The organism is Chitinispirillales bacterium ANBcel5, assembly GCA_029688955.1.
GTDB classification, from domain to species: domain Bacteria; phylum Fibrobacterota; class Chitinivibrionia; order Chitinivibrionales; family Chitinispirillaceae; genus Cellulosispirillum; species Cellulosispirillum alkaliphilum.
This window is the reverse complement of the sequence record JARUKZ010000017.1, coordinates 23,009-46,305: the sequence shown is the minus strand read 5'-3', so window position 1 is coordinate 46,305 and position 23,297 is coordinate 23,009. Positions and strand designations below refer to the sequence as shown.

General features: G+C 41.5%; 18 protein-coding genes. 8 read left to right on the top strand and 10 right to left on the bottom strand.

Translation table 11 applies throughout. The features are described from left to right. Positions 1 to 77: 77 nt before the first annotated feature. From QA601_10600 to QA601_10590, 3 genes are all read right to left on the bottom strand, one after another. Entirely contained in the window at positions 78 to 557 is a 480-nt protein-coding gene (locus QA601_10600; GenBank protein ID MDG5815531.1) for a hypothetical protein, read from the bottom strand. Continuing rightward, the gene (locus QA601_10595; protein MDG5815530.1) at positions 554 to 2,122 is read right to left on the bottom strand and encodes an MraY family glycosyltransferase; all 1,569 of its coding nucleotides are present in this window, start codon (positions 2,120 to 2,122) and stop codon (positions 554 to 556) included. The genes QA601_10600 and QA601_10595 overlap by 4 nt, the downstream gene beginning before the upstream one ends. 453 nt (positions 2,123 to 2,575) lie before the next feature. Next, positions 2,576 to 3,166 carry a CDP-alcohol phosphatidyltransferase family protein gene (locus QA601_10590; GenBank protein ID MDG5815529.1) on the bottom strand — a complete coding sequence of 197 codons (591 nt, stop codon included), beginning with the start codon at positions 3,164 to 3,166 and terminating at the stop codon, positions 2,576 to 2,578. Between the two features lie 366 nt (positions 3,167 to 3,532). On the opposite strand from QA601_10590, the gene QA601_10585 reads away from it, so the two are divergent. From QA601_10585 to lepB, 3 genes are all read left to right on the top strand, one after another. Next, complete coding sequence (locus QA601_10585) at positions 3,533 to 3,763, top strand: hypothetical protein (protein MDG5815528.1); 231 nt, start codon at positions 3,533 to 3,535, stop codon at positions 3,761 to 3,763. Between the two features lie 121 nt (positions 3,764 to 3,884). Next, positions 3,885 to 4,649, top strand: a complete 765-nt coding sequence (locus QA601_10580) for an inositol monophosphatase (protein ID MDG5815527.1) — start codon at positions 3,885 to 3,887, stop codon at positions 4,647 to 4,649. A gap of 240 nt (positions 4,650 to 4,889) precedes the next feature. Continuing rightward, the gene (gene lepB / locus QA601_10575) at positions 4,890 to 6,020 is read left to right on the top strand and encodes a signal peptidase I (protein ID MDG5815526.1); all 1,131 of its coding nucleotides are present in this window, start codon (positions 4,890 to 4,892) and stop codon (positions 6,018 to 6,020) included. A 68-nt stretch (positions 6,021 to 6,088) separates the two neighbouring features. Here the strand turns inward: lepB and QA601_10570 are convergent, their stop codons facing one another. From QA601_10570 to QA601_10545, 6 genes are all read right to left on the bottom strand, one after another. Then, complete coding sequence (locus QA601_10570; protein MDG5815525.1) at positions 6,089 to 7,093, bottom strand: alpha/beta hydrolase; 1,005 nt, start codon at positions 7,091 to 7,093, stop codon at positions 6,089 to 6,091. A gap of 19 nt (positions 7,094 to 7,112) precedes the next feature. Then, positions 7,113 to 8,117 carry a transposase gene (locus tag QA601_10565; protein MDG5815524.1) on the bottom strand — a complete coding sequence of 335 codons (1,005 nt, stop codon included), beginning with the start codon at positions 8,115 to 8,117 and terminating at the stop codon, positions 7,113 to 7,115. 221 nt (positions 8,118 to 8,338) lie between these two features. Further along, positions 8,339 to 9,025 (bottom strand): phosphoribosylaminoimidazolesuccinocarboxamide synthase, encoded by a 687-nt coding sequence (locus QA601_10560; GenBank protein ID MDG5815523.1) that lies wholly within the window; start codon positions 9,023 to 9,025, stop codon positions 8,339 to 8,341. Positions 9,026 to 9,181: 156 nt separating this feature from the next. Continuing rightward, entirely contained in the window at positions 9,182 to 11,734 is a 2,553-nt protein-coding gene (locus QA601_10555) for a hypothetical protein (GenBank protein MDG5815522.1), read from the bottom strand. 443 nt (positions 11,735 to 12,177) lie between these two features. Further along, entirely contained in the window at positions 12,178 to 13,275 is a 1,098-nt protein-coding gene (locus tag QA601_10550) for a transporter substrate-binding domain-containing protein (GenBank protein ID MDG5815521.1), read from the bottom strand. A gap of 423 nt (positions 13,276 to 13,698) precedes the next feature. Then, complete coding sequence (locus tag QA601_10545; GenBank protein MDG5815520.1) at positions 13,699 to 15,516, bottom strand: cellulase family glycosylhydrolase; 1,818 nt, start codon at positions 15,514 to 15,516, stop codon at positions 13,699 to 13,701. A 1,561-nt stretch (positions 15,517 to 17,077) separates the two neighbouring features. Here QA601_10545 and QA601_10540 point away from each other — a divergent pair. The 4 genes from QA601_10540 to QA601_10525 all read left to right on the top strand — a co-directional run bounded on the left by QA601_10540 (position 17,078) and on the right by QA601_10525 (position 21,949). After that, positions 17,078 to 18,196 carry a hypothetical protein gene (locus QA601_10540; protein MDG5815519.1) on the top strand — a complete coding sequence of 373 codons (1,119 nt, stop codon included), beginning with the start codon at positions 17,078 to 17,080 and terminating at the stop codon, positions 18,194 to 18,196. After that, on the top strand, positions 18,177 to 18,992 hold the full coding sequence (gene nudC / locus QA601_10535) for an NAD(+) diphosphatase (protein MDG5815518.1): 816 nt from the start codon (positions 18,177 to 18,179) through the stop codon (positions 18,990 to 18,992). The genes QA601_10540 and nudC overlap by 20 nt, the downstream gene beginning before the upstream one ends. Positions 18,993 to 19,173: 181 nt before the next feature. Beyond that, positions 19,174 to 20,511, top strand: coding sequence for a cryptochrome/photolyase family protein (locus QA601_10530; GenBank protein MDG5815517.1), 1,338 nt, complete (start codon positions 19,174 to 19,176; stop codon positions 20,509 to 20,511). Positions 20,512 to 20,737: 226 nt separating this feature from the next. Further along, positions 20,738 to 21,949 (top strand): FprA family A-type flavoprotein, encoded by a 1,212-nt coding sequence (locus QA601_10525; protein ID MDG5815516.1) that lies wholly within the window; start codon positions 20,738 to 20,740, stop codon positions 21,947 to 21,949. On the opposite strand, the gene QA601_10520 is transcribed toward QA601_10525, so the two are convergent. Continuing rightward, complete coding sequence (locus QA601_10520; GenBank protein MDG5815515.1) at positions 21,942 to 22,067, bottom strand: hypothetical protein; 126 nt, start codon at positions 22,065 to 22,067, stop codon at positions 21,942 to 21,944. The two genes, QA601_10525 and QA601_10520, sit on opposite strands and share 8 nt — an antisense overlap. Before the next feature lie 231 nt (positions 22,068 to 22,298). On the opposite strand from QA601_10520, the gene QA601_10515 reads away from it, so the two are divergent. Continuing rightward, positions 22,299 to 23,282, top strand: coding sequence for a hypothetical protein (locus QA601_10515; protein ID MDG5815514.1), 984 nt, complete (start codon positions 22,299 to 22,301; stop codon positions 23,280 to 23,282). The last annotated feature ends 15 nt before the right edge of the window (positions 23,283 to 23,297 follow it).

The window sequence follows — 23,297 nt, the reverse complement described above, 5'->3', positions numbered from 1 at the left end:
ATAGCAATTTGCTAATTAAGCCTTAATGATTTATTTGACCTTAAACCAACCATACACTTTAAGAGCAGTAGGGAACCTTATTTTGTTAAAAAATAGAGCAGCAGAAACAACACCGGAGCAGCTAACCCTGCGTGCATCAGAAAGTCCTTTAAAAACAGGTTTTTGGATCGAACTTTCATGTACCCCACAGTGCGCTTTATAACAAAGATTAAATTTTCAATCTTAAACGGTATGTCCACCACTTCATAGACACCATCGTGAAAATAGGAGTACTCGCTAAGGTCCCGGTCTTTTTTTGAGAAAATGATAACTGCCGGGGTGCGGTGAGCCATCTTAAAGAACTGCACAAGCCTGTGGGGATAGTTGGGGAGAAGTGCAGATTCGATCAGAAGAAGAGAGTGGCGATGCAGCATAAAGAGCCGCATAGCATCATTTCGGTTTTCTGCTATATCAACCACATAGCCAAGTTCAGGAACCACTGTATTTAGAGTAAAACGAAGAGAGAGGTCTTTTGTTACTATAAGACATCTGGGCTTTGCTATGTTACTGGTAATCATACTACACTGCCGCCCTTATCTGGCTCTGCATTGATTTCAACAACCCGCTCATGTACATGCCTGGCATTGCTTTTAACAGAGACATTTTGCATCTCACGGGCAAGCTCCCGTAAGGTCTGCTGTTTATTTTTAACCTTTAGTGTTCCATTCTTAAAAAATTCCATCATTGCCAGCTTCGAGTTCTTTTCTGCAGTAACAAGAAATATTGGGCCTTTAACACTGTACGCCAGCTTCTCTGCTTTTTGCAGATCAGTTTTATACTGAGAAAAAGAGCTGCGTATAATAACTGCGTGAAGATGGTTCTTTATTCTATCGGGAATCTCTTCAGTGACCGGCAGGAAGACCACATCATCTTTTCTTTCCAGTTCAAGCGCATGAGAAAGTATACCATCCTTATCTATTACCCCTATAAGGGATGTCCTGGTGTAGCCCGATATTCTTGAGTCACTCAGCCGTAGTGCTTTTTTGAATCTGCCACCAAATCCAAGTTTATTAAGAATAAGCACCACAGGAATGGAGAGATAGATCAGAAAGGGGGCTACCAGATACTTGGGTAGAAAAATGAGACATACCGCACCACCACAAAGCGTGATCGCTGTTAAAGACAGAATCAGAGCGGTTTCAAAGTGGTCAAAACCGCGAAACATAAGACGATGGTGGATATGTGAGTTATCCGCAGTACTTAAACTTTTTAACCGTTCAGTAAACGACTTATTCCTGTCCACTGCCTTAAAATAGCGACGTACCATAGTCACTAACACTTCCACTATGGGAACTCCGGCGATAAGGGGCATTATTAGAAAGGAACGCGATCCGGTAACCGTGCTGGCCAGGTATAGTGAAAGGATGGCAATCATTCCTCCCAGAAAGAGAGAGCCGGTATCTCCCATGAAAGTTTTTGCAGGTGGCATATTAAAGAGAAGGAAACCAAAAACAGAGCCAGCCAGCATGAGACTGATTGTAAGGGCTGCAACATTTCCCCCTATAGCCGAAATCAGAGCAAGGGTAAGAATGGCAATAAGAGAGATTCCACCAGCGAGCCCATCAACTCCGTCGATAATATTTATGGCATTTATAATCCCCAGAATCCATAAAACCGAAATAATCTGACTTGCCCAAAGAGGTATGGTGAAAAAGCCGAGAATAGAGATAGGGCCTGTATGAATCGAACAGACATACACAGCACCCAGTGCAAGCAAAAGTTCGGCAACAACTTTATGCCTGACTCTAACCTCCACAAAAACACTGTCATCTAAAAAGCCAAAGATTCCAATTACCACAGCAACGGCAAAGATCGCCCCTGCCACTCTGGGATCTACCCCGTCTGCAAATGTCGTATAGTGTGCTAAAACAAACCAACAACATAAAGTAAAAAGAAAAGAGAGCACTATTGCAAGCCCACCCATTCGGGGTATAGGCTTGGAGTGTACTTTTCTTTCATCCGGTTTATCGCTGAAATAGCTGGTGATTGGCAATCGAAGCAAAACTCTCAGCAATAAAACAGAAAGAATACATGCGACCAGAAGGGAAACTAAGGGTAACAAATTAAAAGGTAAAACCATCATTTTTGCCTAAGTCTGAAATTATCTAATCTCGATTCTAAAAAAAGAGAAAAACAGAGTATCAATTATTACATTAAAAACTTCGGTTGTATACACTTTTTTCTCCACAAAACTCAACTGTTTAGGAAAAGCACGGATACATTTGACCATCGAACCGGAAATATATCATTTTTTTCGGCTAATTTCCAAAAATTGAGTGAAGAATACACACCCGAAACTCTTAATAAATCCCCTATTCCAGCACAAATGGGGGAATCCATTCTTAGAAAGCATTCTACCAACAAAGCCTTGTACTTACTTTTCAGCTTAAACTAGATGAACAATTTGAGCTGAAACAAGTTAGTGTCTTTTACGTAACTATACGTTCTGTTTTTCCCAACTTATTATTATAATATAATTAACTGCTGTTTAAATTAGTTAAATAACTTCCCTTCTAACAGAACCGTCAACCTATTTTTATTTAGTCTCCATCATCTTGCCGATAAGTTTTCTATTTGGAATAACATAGTCTATAACTGAAAGAAGTGTAAAAAGCGTTGGTAAAAGCATGACCCAGAAGCCAGGGTGAAAACCAAGGATCTGAGCAGGCATCCATTCAACCTGATAGCGAAGCAGCAGGATCACAAATAGGACACCAAAAGTTGCAATCCCCTGGAGTACGGCTTTTGCTTTTCCCGATTTTCTGGCAGCCAGAACGATTCCGCTTGAAGCGCACACGATTCTAAGCAGTTGCAAAAAAGCATCTCTATAGAAAAATATCAGATACATCCATAAAGGGATCACTCCAGTAACCATAAAGGAGATAAAAATGGTCTGCCGTGATACACTATCAGCCACCGGATCGAAGACTTTCCCAAAATCAGTCACTTCGCCCCTGCTTCTTGCAATAGTACCATCTAACAGATCGCTTAGCTCAATGAGAACGGCAAGAGCAAAACAGATCCAAATCCATGCAGTTTGGTCTGTGGGAAAACCAGTTATAAAAAAGTAAGCAAAAAGGGGGGCAAAGACTACTCTTGATGTAGTAAAAAGGGTAGCTATATTCATATCTTTTCCTTATAATTAAGAATTTTATTCAAAACAGACTAAAAAATCACTTCTGCCCAGTCTTTTTTCAATTCGTTTTTTCAGTATACCAGCTCTTACAACAACCTTTAGGGTTAGTTTCCATCATTTTTTCCCATCATCACCCCTTCGATTTACTTTTAGAAACAGTCAAAAAACCTGCCAAGAGTTTTGGGTTGTGAAAACACCCTATGCCTTCCAAAAAATTATGGCACAGGCTCTGCTATAACATACTTTCATTAAGTTTTGCATACTATTTTCGTAGGAATTACTATATATTTAACTATTGTCCCTTTCACTTATCGGTACCGTAGAACTACTCAGGTAAAAAAAGAGGAGTGTGAAAAAATGATCTGCAAAATCTTATCCTTACCGTTTTGGCTACTTTCAAAAGTTTTAGGCACGTTCTCATCGGTTTTAAAACTTATCCTATCACTGTTGGGCAAAATCGTTGCATTTGCTTTTAACCGTGGCACCGGAACTGTTTTCGGAGCACTGATTGGGCTTATTCTGGGCAGAAAACATGTAGGCATAAAGTTGTTTAATCGTAAGAAAAAACTACTTAAAACGAATAAGTAGAAAACTATGTGTGCGGTTTTCTAAATTAAGGGCTACTGCCTCACTGGGGTGCAGAGACACCGATAGGCTTGAAATCCAAACGGAAACTACATCTAAGAACTAACTACTTTCAGGAAGTTACATGTTAAAAAAAGAACTGTCGACCGCACTTTTAGCAGCTCAAAAAGCGGGTGCAATTCAAAAAAAAGGATTGGGAACAGCACTCTCTATAGAGCGAAAAAGCGACTGCTCACCAGTTACGCAAATCGATCAAAAGTGTGAGCAAACGATTAAAGAGATCATCCTGAATGAATATCCTGAGGATGGTTTTTTGGGCGAAGAAACCGAAGAAATTGCGACAAATAATGGTAGAAGATGGATAGTTGACCCTCTTGATGGAACTCGCCCCTTTATCCGTAGGATTCCAACTTATAGCGTCCTTATTGCACTGGAACAGGACAATGAACCTGTTCTTGGGGTAATTTATCTTCCTGCCATGGACTGTATGTGTTATGGTACAAAGGGCGGCGGTGCTTTTATTAACAATAACAGTATAAAGGTTTCTCCCACTTTAAAACTCCAAAATGCTATGGGCAGTGTTTTAGGGTATGTGGAAAATGCAAACCAACCGATAGGGCCCAAATTGCTAGAGCTGATGAAGCGGTGGGATTATACGTACGGCTTTATGGATGCCTACAGCTATGTATGCCTCGCAAGCGGCAAAATTGATATCTGTGTTAACCTTCTGGATAAACCGTGGGACTGTGCAGCTGCAGCCTGCATCATACGGGAAGCCGGAGGGTATTATACCGATATAAAAGGTAATGATTCAATCCATAACGGCTCAATTCTTTTCACCAATAAACATCTTCATTCCGAAATTCTTTCTGTCCTCAATAATCCATAAAGAGAGATCCACTCCCCGGGTATTACATCTATATATCGGAATAAACCGACATTACCCGAACGATTAAGGCCTAAGAATTGAAAAAACCAAACAGAGCATCCCTTAAAAGGTGGACCGGAGATTAAGAATTAACGTATTTTAAATATTCTTTCAGTAGTAACGAAATAGCTTTTTTAAAAGCATGCCTTTATTCCAGCTGCAACATTATGCTCAACGTTATTTTAAGACGGAGGAATCACATTGTCCAAAGATCAAGCCCGCAGGTCTGAGAAGGCCGGAATTTTACGATTATTCAGAGAGATGGGCTCTGCACTTGCTATGGCCCTTATCGCAATAATATATGTGATCCAGGCCTTTAAAATCCCTACCGGCTCAATGGAAGACAGTCTGCTGGTTGGCGATATGCTTCTGGGCCTTAAGTTTATCTATGGTGCCCCTATTGTCCCCTTTTCACAGGACCTGGGGATAACTACCCGATTTCCCGCCTTTGCAGACCCCAAGCCGGGTGATGTTGTAATATTTAAGTATCCCGGAACCGAAAGAAAAGACTACATTAAGCGCAACATCGCAGGCCCGGGCTCTACGGTAGAAATAAGAAACCAGCTTGTACTGGTAGATGATATACCAATTGAACTTCCCCCCGATGGGAAATACATAACCGGCAATACTCTTGATCCACGCATCTCCTTTTTTGCTCCGCTCGAGATACCTGCTGAAGGTGATGTTTTAATACCTCAACTGATGCCGGTAAGAGAGTTTTTGTTCTTTAAACACCTGGTTAGACAGGAAAACCCACGCAGGGATGTTTCAATCGATTTTTCTTTATACCTTGATGGTGAATTTTCAAACGATGCCCGGTTCCCCGCCTTTAATACTACTATAACTCTTAACGACCTGCTTTCGGGTAGAGTTACTGTTTTTAACAGGTTAAAAAACAAGCAGGTTCCCTTTGATTTCAATACAATTGATGACTGGGTTGAACTGGACAATGTTTTAAAGCATGTAGAAAGTGGGGTGCAAAAACGCTATCCGGATGCAGAAATCGAACTCCGAAAACATGTCTATATAGATGGCCAGGAGATAGAAGAATACCAAGTCAGGTTTGATAACTATTTTATGATCGGTGACAACCGTAACAACTCCATGGACTCACGATACTGGGGGTATGTGAATCGTAACTACATAAAAGCAAAAGCTTTTATTCTCTATATGTCGCTTGATTCAGGCTTTCCATGGATACGCTGGGATCGCCTTGGCAGGCTCATAAGGTCCTATAATCTCACGGCTCAGGAGTCTTTTGCTACTGAAACCACAGATAATGAATTGGCACACGCCTTAGAGCATGGCCATGTACCTGAGGACGACAATTGAGCAAGTAATAAGGAACTCCAAAAATAATTTTCCCGTTTCAAACCAAGAAGTTCTTTGGAACGGGGAAGCTACTTTTCTACCCCCCTCTTTAAAGCATCTATAAAGTAGTCTAAAACTTCTCTTCTAATCGTTTTGGATTCATTAAATAACTGATGCTTCGCGCCCTCGACCACTTTGGTCGTGCATTTTTCTAACCTTTTCTCAAGAAAAGGTATATTATACCTCCAATTTACTACATTATCTTCATCACCCTGAACGATAGTTATCGGAACACTTACCGTTTTCATATTTTGTATATTTCTCTCCCACTCATAATAAGCGGTGGCCCATTGCATGGGAAAATACTGATGCTGCAATGGATCATTCTGTTGTTTTCTGAGAAAAAGTGTATCTGAAGAGGAGTTTCTGAACCATCGGGGGAGCTTACTTTTAAAGGGGCTTGTAATGAAGTGAGCAATTTTTGCGACCCGGAAATGGGAACTGCGTATTAGAGGAGCCAGGAGCACAGCCGTTTCAATTTTAGAGTCATCGTAAGTAGTAAGGTAACTTATGATTACTGCACCACCAGTTGAATGTCCGGCGGCAAAATAGGGCCCGGGGAGCTCATCAGCAGCAATGGCTACTGCACTCTTAAATGCGTTTGTATAATGATCGAACGATTCGATTGAAGCTCTCTTTCCCGTTGAGAGCCCATGGCCGGGAAGATCGAAAGCCACCACATTAAACCCCGAAGACAACGCTTTTTCAATAAGATGAGTAAGCATTCCCACATGGTCATAGTATCCGTGTACGAGAATAACTGTACCTTGCGCCTTTTTGACCTTAAAAACCTGAGCTGCACAAACAAAAGAATCTGATTCAAAGGTAGAGAGTGTGTGGCAAATGTTGTTTGAGGGAAGGTCGTATTTACTGATATAGGCATAAAAGGCGCCATTTTCAGCACAAATTTGCTCTTTAGGTGAAGGAAGGTGGGCGCGTAACTTATCGATGCAGAATTGAGAAGAGCTTGCTGCCCCTAAGCTAAAAAGAATCAGGCCAAAGGTCTTAAATAGAGTAGTTTGTAACTCCCCCACCTTCTACATCCACCCTTCACTACATTTCATTCTTCATCAAAGCCATTTCTTCTATCTCTTTAAACAGAGTGTGTATAGCGGCGCTACCTTCACAAAAAGCATGACCCTGCTTTATGAGCTTAGATACCGTTGCGTTAGATACCCCAAGGTAAGTAGCAATATCTTTTCTTTTGAAACCAAATCTGTATAGCGCAACAAACGCAAGCACTTCCTGTGCAAGTTTAGAAACATTGGAACGTTTTGGTTTAAAGAAATCGCTGTTTTTCACTTTCATTAAAGAAACTATGTTATTCTTTAATTTCTCCAAGCTCACATTCTCTTTTATATATCGAGCTACATTTCTACTTCCGGTAATATCGCAGCTAAACACCATAGTTGTAAATTTTGGGTCCCCAACAACCCAACTTTCAGCTTTTGTGAAACTATACCAGCCTTGGTTTGCTTCTCTTACGCACCTAATGAGAAAAACATCTCTATAGTTTTGAGGTGCAGAAAGGACAAATTTCCTGTAAGAATTTACAGGTTTAACCCCGGAAAAATTTCTTAAAAGTGCATCACAATCTATAATTCCTTGCTCATCCTTCACAATTTCTCTATGCCCACTCCATCTGTAAGACTTTAAACTGTTTAACGAACAAGCCCCCCTGCGTACAGGGTTTAAGTGAACCCATCGGACCAGATCTTTAATAAAAAGTTCCTCCTGTACTATTATCCCATTAAAACGGCTACTAAAAACATGTCCCTCCCTTTTATGTACATGATTGTAGCGCAAAGCAAAACTTGTGTTAAGTTTGTTCATAAATGAAGAGATTGGAAGGATACTAGTTTTTACTATGAGGTGAAAATGATCATCCAAAACAGACCAGCCCAAACATCGATAACTATAATTTTTCAACAATTCTGAAAGTTTTTTCAGAAAATATGCTTTAAGATTATCGTTTCTGAAAATGCCGTTTTCTGGAATGCCATGAGCAAAAACCTGGTATACTGCTCCTGGTACCGTTAAAACTGATTTGCTTCCCATAACAAACGTTCTCCATTAGTGGTGCACCCGTAAGTGGAAGCAAAAATTCGGCCATTTTCTTCATTATATATGAATGAATATTTCTGTTTATTCCGCGGGCAACGCTACATTCTGATTATCTTATAGGACCAAAAACTCACTCAGTTTTTTGCTAATCTTAGGGAGGGGTACAACTCTGTGAAATCAATAATTTCACAGAGTTAAAATCCTGTTTTGGTGTATTACCCAGTAACTAATTTTTCAAGAGTAAGCGGCTCTATATACTTTCCATCTTTATAGGCTCTCATGTTACCACCTGAAATCTCATCGATAAGAACGATTTGGTTATCCGGTTGCACTCTCCCAAATTCAAGTTTGATGTCATAAAGCTCAATGCTTTTCTTTTCCAGCTCTGATTTTATGATACCTGAAATTGCGATCGTGAGTTCTTTGAGTCTTTTGTACTCGTCTTTAGAAAGGATACCAAGCATCTCCAGTGCATCACTACTTATAACAGGGTCATTTCTCTGATCATCTTTGAGGGTAACTTCAACAAATGCATCAAGTGGCTCGCCCTCTTTTACATAATCTCCGTACCGACGCAGAAAACTTCCAACAGCTCTGTAACGACAAATTACTTCCAGGCCTTGTCCAAACACTGTGGCTGGTTTAACTTTCATAGTAGCGTTTTGGATATCTGCATCTATATAATGGGTTGGAATTCCTTTATCCCGCAGCACCTCAAAGAATTGTTTTGTGAGTTTAAGGCCGGCTTTACCTACTCCTTCTATGGTAAGCCCTACAGAGTTTGCACCAGGATCAAATACGCCATCCTCACCTGTAACATCATCCTTGAATTCAAGTAGGTAATTTCCATCTTCAAGTGCGTACACATCCTTTGTTTTACCTTTATAAACAAGTTTTGCCATAAACCAGGCCTCTTTTGGAAAAGTGAGAGATTTAAGAGAAAGAAAATACAAAAAAAATTACATCTAAAATATATTTTTCCGTTTTTTTCTATATTTGTATCTCACCAATAAAAACGTAACTGATTTATGATTAAACCAGTTACGCTCACCATCGTTTCAAAGACCAAAAAAATCTACACAATCTTTAATATCAAAACCTCCACCTCCAAAAATCTCCCTTTCCCTGTCACTGAATATTTGTGAATTTTCCAGTGTAGCAGTAGAGTTTTCATGCCATATTCCTTGAGCAAAGATTACGGCCCTGTTATCAAAAAAGGATGATCCGGTCATAAACAAATCACTTTCCACACTATAGACCACCCCCCCTTTTCCTGAAGCCCGGTTTGCTATAAAGTTAACATTTTCTATGGTCAAATCCGTATTATGGATGGCAAGAGCACCTCCCCCGGCAGTTTCTGATGAATCCAGCGCCCTGTTATAGGAAAAATTCACTTCCTTTATAAGTGAAGTCGCGCCAAAAGAATATACTGCCCCTCCCCGACCACTTTTTGCGATATTGTATCTTACTTCACCTCTCTCAAGTAGACTAAAGCCGGCTCTTGACGCAATAGCTCCCCCTGAGGAGTCAGCGATGTTGCGCTCTATATATACATCATATATAGAAGGGGTGCTGTTTCTACTCATTATGGCTGCTCCGGTGCTTTTTTCACCACCCCCTTGCGCCACTCCACCCGTAATCACTACTCGTTCTACTCGTATTGCCTTGCTACCATAGCTTGGCCCTTCCATTGTGACTACATTGTATGCATTATCATTTAAATAGATACTGTCACCAGGAGCCGGCGGCCATTGAGAAACAAGGTCATCATTACCTTCCAGATCACCCGATAACACCGTGGGGTTAGACGCATCCCCCCTTGGAGGCAAGCTGGTTTCGGTACCAAGAAAACTGGCTATTATTCTAAGCCCCGGATACATCATGAAAGTAGCAGATCTGGGATCATCGGGATCGGTTCTGTAGGTTGGATTGTAAACACCTATAGCAACCCATAGTTCCCTTCCTTCCGTAACAGCCTTATCGATAGCGGGCTGCAAGTCCGCGAACGCGGTCTCCCAACTTTCTCCATCCTGTTCACTTTCAGGCGCAGGAGAGTTTACATTTACAAACAATTGATGATTAGGTGACCTAATAACCGAAAGTATGTACTGACTACTACCACAGCCAACATCGTTTTCAAGGTTAACCACTATGTCAGTAGTGTCTCCAGTCAAATCTATTGGCAACCCCGGCTCACCCCCATTTACAGTAACAGTTACTCCTGGTAAGTAGTCTACTTTTGGTATTATGTACGTTTCACTCTCGGGGAACACTGTTTTATATCTAAAAACTGTAGGATCAAAAGAAGGTGCCTGTGCCCATCTGTTGTGATAAAAATCAAACAAAACAGGGGGTGTACATACGATTGCATCAGGCTCAACGACAACTTTTTTTCCTGCTATTGAGCCGTAAAGAGTGGTTCTGGATGAGAGATAGATATCTGCATTTGGAGCTTTTATGTCTCCATACAACAAAGCATCGGTACCTATTCTCAGTTGCCCCGACTGGCCGCTAAAAAATGAAACATAGTAGGGGGAGAGGGAAGTATCTAAGGCCATCTCAAACCTGTCTCCAATACTGATCTGATCACTTACGTGTATTTCAACCTTACCTTCATCCTCCACCTCAACTATTATATTTACATCCGGCTCAACAATGAAGTTCTTTGCTGAATAGGTTCCTGAGCTGAGAGTAACAGTCGCGTTACTGAATATTTGAATCGTTCTGTATTGCCCCGGATCTAAAGTAGCTGTTTCGCCCGGACCAACTGACACATCAGCGCCACTGTACTCTACCTCAATTTCGGGAATAGGGGGAAAAGTGATTTGAGCATACTGGCGTTGTTCACCGCTCACAACTACTCCATTTTGTTTGTTAATACTTTGTACAGCAGCAACATCTCCTTCAATGTTAGCTCTCTCTCTGATAAAAACGTTGCCACCGGAGTAGATTCCTCCGAAAATCTCTGTGCCAGCCCCTGCTTCTGTATAAAAAGCAGAACCAACCCGTCCGCCCCGTATAGTTGAGCGATCCCTGATGTCAGTAAATTCTTTGGAATACACTGCGTAATTTCCCTGACTTAGATTGATTACAGGGGGTTGCGGAGGGTTTTCCGGATCTTCGATTCCGTTACCATAAATCTGAGTCCCATCTGAAAGGAAAACTGAAATCGCACCATTAAGTGTGAAGTAATCACTTCTAGTGTTGGATGGATCGTTTGTTTTGTTCCATTCTGCCCAATCATCGTACATCAAACCAACAGAATTACCATCGGTATTGGGATGTATTTCACCTGGCCCAAGAGTCAGTCCCGAAAAATCATATTTAAGAAAGTATATTCCATTTATAGTATCATGCATTGTTATAATACAATCAGGAGCATAGTATTCTTGAAAAACCGGCACTCCCCCCTCAGGCTTAAAAAAGTAATAATAATAGAAATCAGCTATTGGTTCAGTGCCACTATTTTCGATATAGATTCGTGGTCGTGAAACATTATTCTCATGCAGCGCATCCTCTCTTGAATACACTCTTACCGATATAGAACCATGTACAGAAAAGACTGCCAGAACAACAACAAATACTGCATTTAGCAAGTTACGAGTATACATAGCACCTCCATACATTAAGGGTGATGGGAAATAAACTTTCTCTCTCTTTGAAATTTTCAAATGCTAAAAGCATTTCAAATTTTGTATTACCAGTAATACTCTTTAATTAAGATTATATATATAATCAAGATTTATTTCAATCCTTTTTTTATATATTTGATTATAGAACAATATGTTATATTTGGGTGACAATTTATTTTTTTTCTTTTGTTTTGCAAATATTAAGTTCTGCTAATTTTATTAACTTTCTCACATGCCAAAATAGTAGTTTGCAGGCTACAATATCAACTACTTTTCGCGATACGAAAACAATGTACAATTCGCTGTCAAACCATTATCTCTTCAAATGTTATTTTCATAGCCAAAATAATGATAACTATGATACTAAACCCATTTTTCTGGTTTGCAACCAGAAAACGATACTGTATAAATAGTTTTCTTTTTTACTCCCCGAGGTAACGCTGTTTTATTCTGTTCAAATCGCCATTTTCAATCAGCTCAAGAAGTATAATATTTACATGTTGACGCAGATGGCTGTCCAATGGCAAGGCAATACCATATTTTTGCGGATTAAAAGTTGAAGAAAGGGTATGTAGTTTTCCGGCATAGTTTTGGTTTATAAAATAGGTAAGTATCGGTGCATCATACACAATCGCGCCAACGATTCCTGAACTGAGAGCCAAAAGTGCATCTTCTACCGAATCATAAAGTTTAGGATATATTCCCCGATCATGTAAATAATCAAAACTTGTTGTATTATTTATAGTCCCTACACTAACTCTCTTTAAATCCTGGGGGCCACTAATTTCTGTATCCAGTGAAGCCACTGTCAGTGCAGAAGTAATCGATGCTGTAATGATTGAGATCCCAATGATTGCTGCAAACATCCATATCAGTGCTACCAGCCGCCCCCACAATGTAACCGGAGCTTTATCCCCGTATCCAACAGTAGTCATGGTTACAGCCGACCACCAGAAACCCGCACCTATACCCCTTAAAGTGTTACCCCCAAACTGAGAACGGTTACGTTTCCTTTCGAAAAACCAGATCAAAAAACCGAAAACAAAAAGCACTAAACTCAAAGTGGCGATAATCTCTAAGAATTGCCTGGAAAATACCCTTCTTAGTATAGACCACAATGTTGGCTGTTGTTTCTGATGAACTGCTATGCCAAGACCTGTTGTAAAAAAGGGGTGGGAAAAATCCATGACCGTTTCCCGTTCACTGGTTATGGAAAGTGCTGCCGCACCAACATCTACAGTTCCATCCTCTAAACCCTGAAGTATAGCCGGCAGAGTAAATGATTTATAGCGATACGGGATATTTAACTGTGCAGCAATTCTTTCCCAAAGCTCAATTGTTATGCCTGACCAGTTCCCGTTTTTATCCTGCATGGCAAAGGGTGGAGTTTCCCGGGTTCCCACCAGAAGTGGCTCGGATGTATAATCTGCATTTGTTGTAAAAAGAAAAGCAATTGAGACGATTAGCATACCAAATTTCACAATAGTCGTCTTTAACCCAATAAACCTGTAAACGTTCATGTCGCTTAATTCCTGAAATAACTTAAATTGAATAACAGCACTCTATTTTAGAGGTGAAATGAAAATAACAAATAGTTTCTATTATACAAAACTATAAAATTCCTTATTGCAATTTAGATTATTGCCAGGAAGCCTAATCCCTGTTAAATCTTTCTACTCACATGAATCTCCGTTCCCTTGCCCCAAAAAACCAAGGCGAAATGTGATATGAAGAGTAAAAAAAGATGTTTCTTCCAAGTACCATATTGATCATACATTAGATCTGTCCCCTGGTGAGATCGAATTTTCAACATTTTGGCACAGATATACTCATAATTATTTGGGTAAACAATAGATATCTTTCAAACCAAAACAGACCGCCGGAAAACTCCAGCGGTCTGAGATTGTGATGACACGACATGTAAGAATTATATTTTTGTACACTTAATTCATAAGCACCATTTTTCTGTTCAAGACCTGTGAATTCCCTGTATTTAGTCTGACATAATACACTCCCGAAGGAACAGAGCTTCGGTTAAAAGTGTAATTGTAAATTCCTTTATCAAGAACCCCTGGCCTAAAAGAGTCAACAAGCCTTCCGGTAACATCAAAGACCTGAAGAACAACGTTGTTTCTCTCAATGACATTGAAGGTTATATTGGCAACAGGACTCAGTGGGTTTGATGTAATTTCCATAAACAACCCACCTTTTCTAACAAAGGCATTATTAACTGAAGAGGCTGGAGTGTGTTCTTCAATGATTACATTATCGATGAATACATCTTCAGATGAAGTGGATCCTGCATTAAATTCGACCCGTGAGTTGTCATCTGTAGTGTGAGTCATTGTAAATTCAATTTGAAAGGTTTGCATAGATGCTGTTAAGTCAAAAACACCGTGCCCCTCTCCAATATAGCTCTGCCAGGGATCATCAGCCATTCCAATATTTGCCTCAATGGTTCTGCTCCCTTCCGCTCTGGCATCAAAAGAGAATCTGTATGTTTTGCCTTCTTCTAATCTAATACCCGATTGTGTAAATTGGACATGCCACGGTTCACTTCCGGCATCCTCAATTGATATCCTGTATTCTCCGTTTGTTACACCACCTGAACCTGCTCCGTCGTGGAATTCCAGATTCCAATAGTCATCCCCCTGTGAGAAATCACCATTCAATAATGTCCCTCCGGTATCACCACCTCCGGTATCACCACCTCCGGTATCACCACCTCCGGTATCACCACCACCAGTATCACCACCACCAGTATCACCACCCTGGTCAGAATAAGAGGAGGGATTCAACTCTCTTATTTTTTCCCTAAGATAGGAACCAGACTGAGTTAGCTGATCCGGAGACCAATTACCTGTTGAGCTGGGATTATTTTGAAGTGCAGCAGACGTCTCATCCTTATCAACGATCGACCATGCCGTCCATGAAATCTGATTTTGTTCCATCCAGTTTACCCAGGCATCCACTCTGCCAATATCTATGTGCCCATCACCTGAAGCCTGAGTTAATCCCCATTCGGTTACAAAAATCGGTATACTGTTTTTTGCATAATCAGCTTTTGCTCTTAAGTCTTCCTGATGCCAATCATCAGAAGCATAAAAATGAAATGCGTAGGCTATATTGGAACCGGAGATAGGATCATTTGCAGCATCGTCCACATCCTGGGACCAGTTGGGAGTTCCAACGATTATTATGTTGTCGCTGTCATGCTGCCTTATTGCAGGAATTACCTGTGAGGCATAGTCTTTTACCGTATCCCATTCAACACCTGTGGGCTCATTATAGATTTCATAGATAATATTTGGATGGTTACCATAATCTCTTGCCATTCTTGAGAAGAAATCAACAGCTTCGGCAGTGTTTGTTTGTGCTTCGTAAGAGTGCCAGTCGATAATTACATAGATGCCTCGGGCAATAGCCGCTTCAACCACATCCCGAACCTTGTATTCTTCACTGTTATCATAAACATAGCCACTTCCGGATTCGTGATGGTTTGCGCCCATTGCAGCTCTTACAACATTTACCCGCCAGTCATCGATAAGCCAATCAACAGTTCCGCTATTATAAAACCTGCCCCCTTCCCACTGACTCCAAAAAAGGCTCATTCCTCTTAATTGAACCGTATTACCGCTCTGGTCTACTATTCTGTTTGAAGTAGTACTAAGTTGACCATGCTGTGCAACGGGGGTTGCAGAAAAAACAGCTACCGCACAAAACAGAACCGATAGTGCCACAAGCAAAAGAAACTTCTTCATAAAACACATCTCCTCTTCATTAATAAAAACACCACATCAAATTAAACGCTTAAACTGCCACTTACCTGATAAGCACCACCCCCTGAAGAGAATTAGTATGCTTCACCTTTATTACCACAAAAATCAACGATTTCTGATACTGTACCCACCTATTAAACGGTTAAATAGCCTGCTCTATACAAAATAGGTTCAGGATTTATAATAAAGTAGGTTTAATAGTGGTTAAAATACGACTGTGTTTAAATTGTTATAGTTTCCAGGTTTTGGAACAAAAGGGACACAGTCAAAAAAACCAACACCACAACTTACAAAAAAGATCGCTCCCAATCCATACAATAATTATAGACCCCTTTTTAATCCTTTTCACGACAAATCTTTTTATAAATCTCTCAGACAACGTTCTCAAAATAAATAGTCCGTCCCCTCTTTTGTCCCGGCAAAAACAAAGTCCCTGACACATACCCGGTACCCAGCAACACCAGCCCTTCACCCATTCACGCTGCAGGCGTCCTCAAGATTGCAACACTTCAATATTTTTGGATGAAAACAGAGTAGAAGTATGACGATAAAAACAGTCCGTCCCCTAAAACTTCTCCTTCATGGAAAACCCTACCGACCTCCAAACTTCTCTTCCACTTGCTCTTAAAAGCAGTGATGAACTCCCTAATTGCGGGGGGTGAAGAGCATATAACTGAAAAGAAGGAGGACTGGCTTGGTTTAAGGCTACATAAGGAAGGATTAAAGTGTTAAAGATAGTCCGTCCCCTCTTTTGTCCCGGCAAAAACAACCACTCAAAGTCCCTGACACATACCCGGTACCCTACAACACCAGCCCTTCACCTATTCACGCTGCAGGCGTCCTCAAGATTGCAAAACTTCAATATTTTTGGATGAAAACAGAGTAGAAGTATGACGATAAAAACAGTCCGTCCCCTAAAACTTCTCCTTCATGGAAAACCCTACCGACCTCCAAACTTCTCTTCCACTTGCTCTTAAAAGCAGTGATGAACTCCCTAATTGCGAGGGGTGAAGAGCATATAACTGAAAAGAAGGAGGACTGGCTTGGTTTAAGGCTACATAAGGCAGGATTAAAGTGTTAAAGATAGTCCGTCCCCTCTTTTGTCCCGGCAAAAACAACCACTCAAAGTCCCTGACACATACCCGGTACCCAGCAACACCAGCCCTTCACCCATTCACGCTGCAGGCGCCCTCAAGATTGCAAAACTTCAATATTTTTGGATGAAAACAGAGTAGAAGTATGACGATAAAAACAGTCCGTCCCCTCTTCTCCTCACTACTAAATTGAAAACTCCTTACGGCACTAAAAACAGTCCGTCCCCCAAAAACCCATCCTCAGCAATTACCCCCATCCACCTAATTCACAATCACTTATTACCTTTGATCTTTGCAATACCAGGGTAAACATGTGTATTTTTCCTAATACGGTTAAAGATTTGCTAATCTATAGCAATAACTATTTTGAGCTTTAGTGTAACTTTTAAAATGCTTAGCCAGTCTAACTAAACGATCGTCCAATACGTATCTCTACAGTGAGTGTTACATTGAAAACAACATCATCCATTATTGCGCTGCTTACTTTGCTTTTCTGCACTATTGTGAACCCGGTGCAGGCATACCACTCTTTAAGCAGTATCGAACGAGTTCATCATCGTACCCCTCTGCCCAGTACCAAATTCAGAACCGATCCTGCGGGTTTTTATTTTAGAATAGTGGGACCTCACAGGCTTCGCACAAATTTTGATATCCATTTCAACAACCGATACAAAGACCCTATCTACGAGTTCACCCCTGATCTTTATGATTTTACGGTTCGGTACAGAAATCTCAATTCAATCGATAAAAACGAATACTTTGACCGCCTTAAAGTACAGCAACATCTTTTTGAACTCCGACACCTACTTACCCTCTACGTTCAGGAGGCCAGAAGCTCTGAGCATCAGCACCGCTCCGAACTTCAAATGCTTCTTACTGCTACCGACAACCTGATCAGAGTATCAAGGATCCCCAGAAGAGTGAACACATTTAGACATCAGAGCGTCTATTATCGTCACGGGCTCGTTCATAGATTGGGAGAATTTGAATTTGAATACAGTAATTCCAAAATAAGCGAAATTAATGGCAGAGCGATCAAATACGGCTCCAACAATCGTATCATACAAATAGGTGATGTTGAGGTCAAAAGAGATTTTAACACCATAGACAAGATCGGTGATCTTACTATTGATCGATATCACAGCGACTATTTCCTCTACTCTCTGGATATGATTCACTGGGAGGATTACATCGAACGCCAAAAAATTGTCCCCGATTTAGCCGAGATAGCTTTTATCCTTAGCACCTATCTCAGAGAAAAAGAGAAAGCAACCGGTGAGTTCCCTGCAGAAATTCTTGAACTTTATACATCAATTGTAGACTGTTTAATCATCTCTCAGGAAATTGAACAGATACGACAGGTAGAAGACCTGAGAGTCGACTACACCTTTGGAAAAGTTACCCAGATAGGTGACAAACGCTTCGAATACAGCTTTTCAAGACTGGTAAAAGCAGGTGATACCGAGATACACTACAAAGGCGATAATGTGTCAAGAATCGGTGATTTGGATATCGAGTGGCGCTTTGATGACCTGATCAGGATTGGAGATGTCAGGGTTGATAATTAAAAGGCATTCTCAAATAACAGAAGCGGTAGAAATGAGTGACCACTGTTTTATTTTCAATAACAAAAACTTGCTTTTAACCAAAGAGGATCGTCGGTTACCCGAAACAAAAGAGGTTATCAGCCTGCTCCCTCATCTCACCAACGTGCTGGAAGTAACTTTTGATAATAAGGCTGTGCTCACCGCTCACTACTGTGGAGATATAGACACCACCCCCTTTCGCTCCATAAGCTTACCATCCAGCCGCTCTGTTTTGGATAAAGATCTTCTTCCAATGCTAAGTTATGCCTATCATATGTATAACTGGAATAAATCGACACAGTTTTGTGGTGCGTGCGGTAACCCCACTGTACTATCAGATTTAGAAGTGGCAAAAAATTGCCCAAATTGCCACGAGGTTAATTACCCAAGAATCTCTCCCGCAATGATCGCAGGAGTTGTTCGGGGTAATGAGCTGCTGATGGTAAAAAGTCGTCTCTATAAATCTCCCTATTTTAGTATCGTTGCCGGCTATCTTGAACCAGGTGAAACTCTTGAACAGTGCGTAGCCAGAGAGGTTAACGAGGAAACCGGAATAACGGTGAAAAATATCACCTACTTTGGGAATCAACCCTGGGGCTGGTCGGGTTCAGTGATGGTCGGATTCACCGCAGAATATCAAAGTGGTGAGATCAGCATAGATGAATCCGAAATTATCGAAGCAGACTGGTTTCCTTTAAATAAACTTCCTGAACGTCATCCGGGAAAATCTATCTCCAAAGATATCATTGACCACCTGATACGGTCTTCCCATACATAGGGTGTCCCCACCCTCTTGCAGCACACTACTATCAACCGATAGCCACACTTCTCCTGCGGTATTGGTGTTCTTCCCCCCCCTGAATGTGTTCACTCCTGATTCTATACTACAGGTCCACGTTTTGCATTTACAATCAACAGTATGGAAGGTAACGCGATAAACCCGCTATGAGTGATAATAAATGAATGAAGCCGTTGTCATATTCCCCAACCAACTGTTTGAGAATCATCCCTGTTTAAAAAAGAACAGAAAGGTAGTGCTGGTCGAGGATTCATGCTTTTTTCGTGATTTTCACTTTCACAAGAAAAAGCTCACCTTTCACCGGGCTGCAATGAAAGCGTACCAGCATTTTCTATTTCAAAAAGGATATACAGTCCGCTATGTTGAGTTCAACCGCAGCTGGCAAAGACAGATTGCTAAACACAAAGTTTTCGCGATCGACCCCTATGACCCCCAACTTAAATCAAAACTTCCAGCCACAGCAGAGTTGTGTAATTCACCTGGCTACTTTGGGGGTACTCTTAAGAAAAGCAGCCATTACAACATGGCAGGTTTCTACCGAAACCAACGCCTTCAACACAATATTCTCATTGATGATAACGGAAAACCAATCGGAGGAAAGTGGAGCTTTGATAAGGAGAACAGAAAAAAACTTCCACCCCACTACACTCCCCCGCCGGTTACCTGTTACTCAAACAGCTTTACAGACGAAGCGGTTGAGTACGTAGATAAACACTTTTCCCAAAACCCGGGTGACACTTCAGGCTTTTTCTATCCTGTCACCTTTAAAGATGCCCGTCACTGGCTTAAGGAGTTCATTGAGAAAAGGCTACCCTACTTTGGCGATTATGAAGACGCGATTTCAACCGATAAAGAATTCTTGTACCATTCACTACTTTCCCCGCTGCTTAACAGCGGCCTGCTTACCCCCAATGAAGTGGTTCAAAGTGTTCTTGCCACTGCTGTTCCGCTCAACTCAAAAGAGGGATTTATCAGGCAAATCGTTGGCTGGAGAGAGTATATGTTTCAGGTGTATTTACTTGAGGGCGAGCGTCAAAGAAACTCAAACTTCTTTGTAAACACTTCCCCACTGCCCCAATCCTTTTACACAGCACAAACCGGCATCGTTCCTGTGGACACAGTTATCAGCAAAGTCCTAAAGAATGCCTACTGCCACCATATAGAAAGGCTTATGGTGCTGGGGAATTTTATGATGCTTAGTAACATCCATCCCAAAGAAATCTATCGGTGGTTTATGGAGATGTTTATCGATGCCTACGACTGGGTTATGGTTCCAAACGTTTTTGGGATGAGCCAATATGCAGATGGTGGGCTGCTTTCGACCAAACCTTATATCAGTTCATCAAACTACATTCTTACGATGAGTGATTTTAAAAAAGGTGAATGGTCTCTCACCTGGGACTCACTCTACTGGAACTTTTTGAAAAAACACCAGCATAAACTTCAGAACATCCCCAGAATGAAACTGGTATTAAAGCAGTTAGAGAAGAAAAAGTAGTCCTAACGCCTTTGTATCCGGTAGTTGCCGCCCCTCAGGGTTTGACAAATCCTCTGGTTTGTGATATATTCTTGACATCAATTATCAACAAACAGGTGAAGGTAAAACACAGACGCACAGAAATGTCACAGGCGCCATAAATTGCCCGAAACTCAATGTGTTACCCGAACATACCTGAACCAAACCTGCTGCAAAAAACTGCTAACGTCAGCATCCGGAGGATACTATGAATGCACATAAGATAAGCGAAGGGATCTTTGCGATTCATGCCAACATCACAACAGATGATCTTTTTGAGGGGATATGGCCGATTCCCCACGGAGTTACTCTCAATTCATACCTGGTCAAAGGCGAAAAATCTGCCTTAATCGACCTCGCCAAGGAGTGGGAAGGATCGATCGGGCAGTTTGAAAAGCAGCTTGGTTCTGCACAGAGTTCCTTTGAATCATTGGACTATCTTATCCTCAATCACCTGGAACCGGACCACACAGCCTTTGTTACCGAGATTCGTAAAAGAAACCCCAATGTCGAAATCATCTCGACTCCAAAAGGCATTGCCATGGTGAAAAAGTTTTTCAAAATCACCGAAAATCTTCGTGAAGTGAAAACCGGGGATTCTCTTGATCTTGGGGGCGGTAAGGTCCTTGAGTTTTATGAAACGCCAAATATTCACTGGCCGGAGACGATGATGTGTTACGAGCGTACCGAAAAGGTGCTTTTCAGCTGTGATGCCTTTGGTTCATACGGCAAACTGGGAGAGCGGCTTTTTGATGATGAGTTTAATGAATCGGAGCATCAGTTCTATGAGAAGGAATCACTGAGATACTATTCCAATATTGTGGCAAGTTTCAGCACCTTTGTTAAACGGGCACTGGAGAAACTTGGTGGGCTTGAAGTCAAAGTGATTGCGCCCAGCCACGGTATCGTCTGGCGTAAAAACCCCGCCGAAATCATTGAACGGTATGCGCGCTACGCAGGGTATAATACAGGCAGCCCCTGCGAAAAAGAGATCTGTATCATTTGGGGATCGATGTATGGCTACACAAAAGTAGGTCTCGACGCGGTAATCAGCGGAATCGAGGAGATGAATATCCCCTATACTATTCACCGGGTTCCCAACACCGATTCATCTTTTGTGCTTGCGGACGCATACAAGGCTTCGGGGCTTGTGCTTGCGATGCCGACCTACGAATACAAGATGTTTCCGCCTATGGCACATGTACTTGATCTCTTCCAAAGAAAGCATTTTATCAACAAAAAGGTGCTGCGGATCGGAAGCTGGGGATGGGTTGGAGGTGCAAAAAAGGAGTATGACCAGCGTATCGATTCTATGAAATGGACAAGTATCGAGTCGGTTGAATGGCAGGGGGTTCCCTCTGAAGACGATTTAGCGCTTCTAAAGCAAAGAGGTAAGGAGCTTGCGGGTCTGATCATGTAAGTTTTAACCGCAGGTGATTTGTAGCGATGCTCTCAACTGGTGTCGCTACATTGTTTTGCCCCTGTTTTTCTGGTACCTTTGCCCTTACCATGAAGCCTGTTACAACGAAACCATCCATATAAAGCGACCCGTTTTCCTGGAATCTGCCCCGCCTCTTTTTCTCTCGCCGAAAATTCATTTTCAATATATTATATTGTATGCGAGTCTGTTCTCCGCGTTGGTCTGTAGTACTACTTTTAGGGAGCCATTCTCACACCTAACAATAGAAATACCACTTCAGGATCTCGACCTCTTTCGGTAGGGCTGCTTTGAAGAAACACCCGTGATTTCGAAGAACTGGATTGAAAGTATGCAAAATGAACAAAACATCTCTGCTGTATCGGGTGATACCATTGAACTTCATTACTGGTTCAATGATGACTCACCTACTATTGATGCCATTGTTCAGAACAGGTGTGAGTGTGAGATATTAGGTGTTTTAAAAGAGATAGCGCAATCATTTAATACCGCTATTACCATAGAAACCGAGCCTTTTGGTGAAGGTGGTCTGCGCAGATGGTTCCGGGTGGTGCCTAAACTTAAAACTAGCAGGGGTACTGCTGTTGCTGCGCTTATCACAGCGTTGTTTGGCGGAATCATTGTGACTCCGGTCACCGCCCCCATAGGTCCTCAAACAGACCGGCTGATAAAAAACATCTTGAAGGATAAGAAGCTAAAGAAGTTACACGGTGAGCTTGCGCTGCTTAAACAGGAAGTCTCAAGAAGCAGCCAACAATTAAACGACAGTACGGTGATTAAACGAAAGAGATCTAACTTTTTCAAGCTTCTTCAAAAGTACCCCAGGGTCAGCCAGGTATCGATTACTATCACTGATCAAGAAAAAAACAGGGTTTCAGATGAGCTGATAGTCGATCGCGGTAAGTTCAGGCAGTATGTGTTAATCAGTGATAATCTGGACCCCGTTGAAGAGGACAACGCGATAATTGAGGTGGTTTCACCGGTACTTAAGAGGGGCAGGTACAAGTGGCGTGGGATCTATCAGGGATCGATCATCTCCTTTGATTTGAAATCAGATGAATTTATAGCGCTTGTCCAAACCGGCCGCGTCCAGTTTAAAAACGGTACCACTATTAAGTGTTTACTGAGGATCAGAAGAAAGATCGACAATGAAGGGTTTGAAAAGATCACCGGTTATGATGTGATGAGAGTTAATGAATATTTTGAGAACGATAAGTTTGTCTTAACTGCTGAAGGGAAGCGAAACAGAACTAAGGAAGCCGCCCTTGCTCAGCAGTTGGATCTTTTTGACTGTGAACCGGTTGCGTTTTACTAAGATTCTCTCTTCCCC

Bases quoted from the DNA above. Each gene is read 5' to 3' on its own strand.
- QA601_10515 (MDG5815514.1), top strand. From the start codon at position 22,299: ATGCAAAATGAACAAAACATCTCTGCTGTATCGGGTGATACCATTGAA.
- QA601_10565 (MDG5815524.1), bottom strand. From the start codon at position 8,117: ATGGGAAGCAAATCAGTTTTAACGGTACCAGGAGCAGTATACCAGGTT.
- QA601_10555 (MDG5815522.1), bottom strand. From the start codon at position 11,734: ATGTATACTCGTAACTTGCTAAATGCAGTATTTGTTGTTGTTCTGGCA.
- QA601_10560 (MDG5815523.1), bottom strand. From the start codon at position 9,025: ATGGCAAAACTTGTTTATAAAGGTAAAACAAAGGATGTGTACGCACTT.
- QA601_10550 (MDG5815521.1), bottom strand. From the start codon at position 13,275: ATGAACGTTTACAGGTTTATTGGGTTAAAGACGACTATTGTGAAATTT.
- nudC (MDG5815518.1), top strand. From the start codon at position 18,177: ATGTCAGGGTTGATAATTAAAAGGCATTCTCAAATAACAGAAGCGGTA.
- QA601_10520 (MDG5815515.1), bottom strand. From the start codon at position 22,067: ATGGATGGTTTCGTTGTAACAGGCTTCATGGTAAGGGCAAAGGTACCA.
- QA601_10580 (MDG5815527.1), top strand. From the start codon at position 3,885: ATGTTAAAAAAAGAACTGTCGACCGCACTTTTAGCAGCTCAAAAAGCG.
- QA601_10595 (MDG5815530.1), bottom strand. From the start codon at position 2,122: ATGATGGTTTTACCTTTTAATTTGTTACCCTTAGTTTCCCTTCTGGTC.
- QA601_10545 (MDG5815520.1), bottom strand. From the start codon at position 15,516: ATGAAGAAGTTTCTTTTGCTTGTGGCACTATCGGTTCTGTTTTGTGCG.
- QA601_10525 (MDG5815516.1), top strand. From the start codon at position 20,738: ATGAATGCACATAAGATAAGCGAAGGGATCTTTGCGATTCATGCCAAC.
- QA601_10590 (MDG5815529.1), bottom strand. From the start codon at position 3,166: ATGAATATAGCTACCCTTTTTACTACATCAAGAGTAGTCTTTGCCCCC.
- QA601_10530 (MDG5815517.1), top strand. From the start codon at position 19,174: ATGAATGAAGCCGTTGTCATATTCCCCAACCAACTGTTTGAGAATCAT.
- QA601_10600 (MDG5815531.1), bottom strand. From the start codon at position 557: ATGATTACCAGTAACATAGCAAAGCCCAGATGTCTTATAGTAACAAAA.
- QA601_10585 (MDG5815528.1), top strand. From the start codon at position 3,533: ATGATCTGCAAAATCTTATCCTTACCGTTTTGGCTACTTTCAAAAGTT.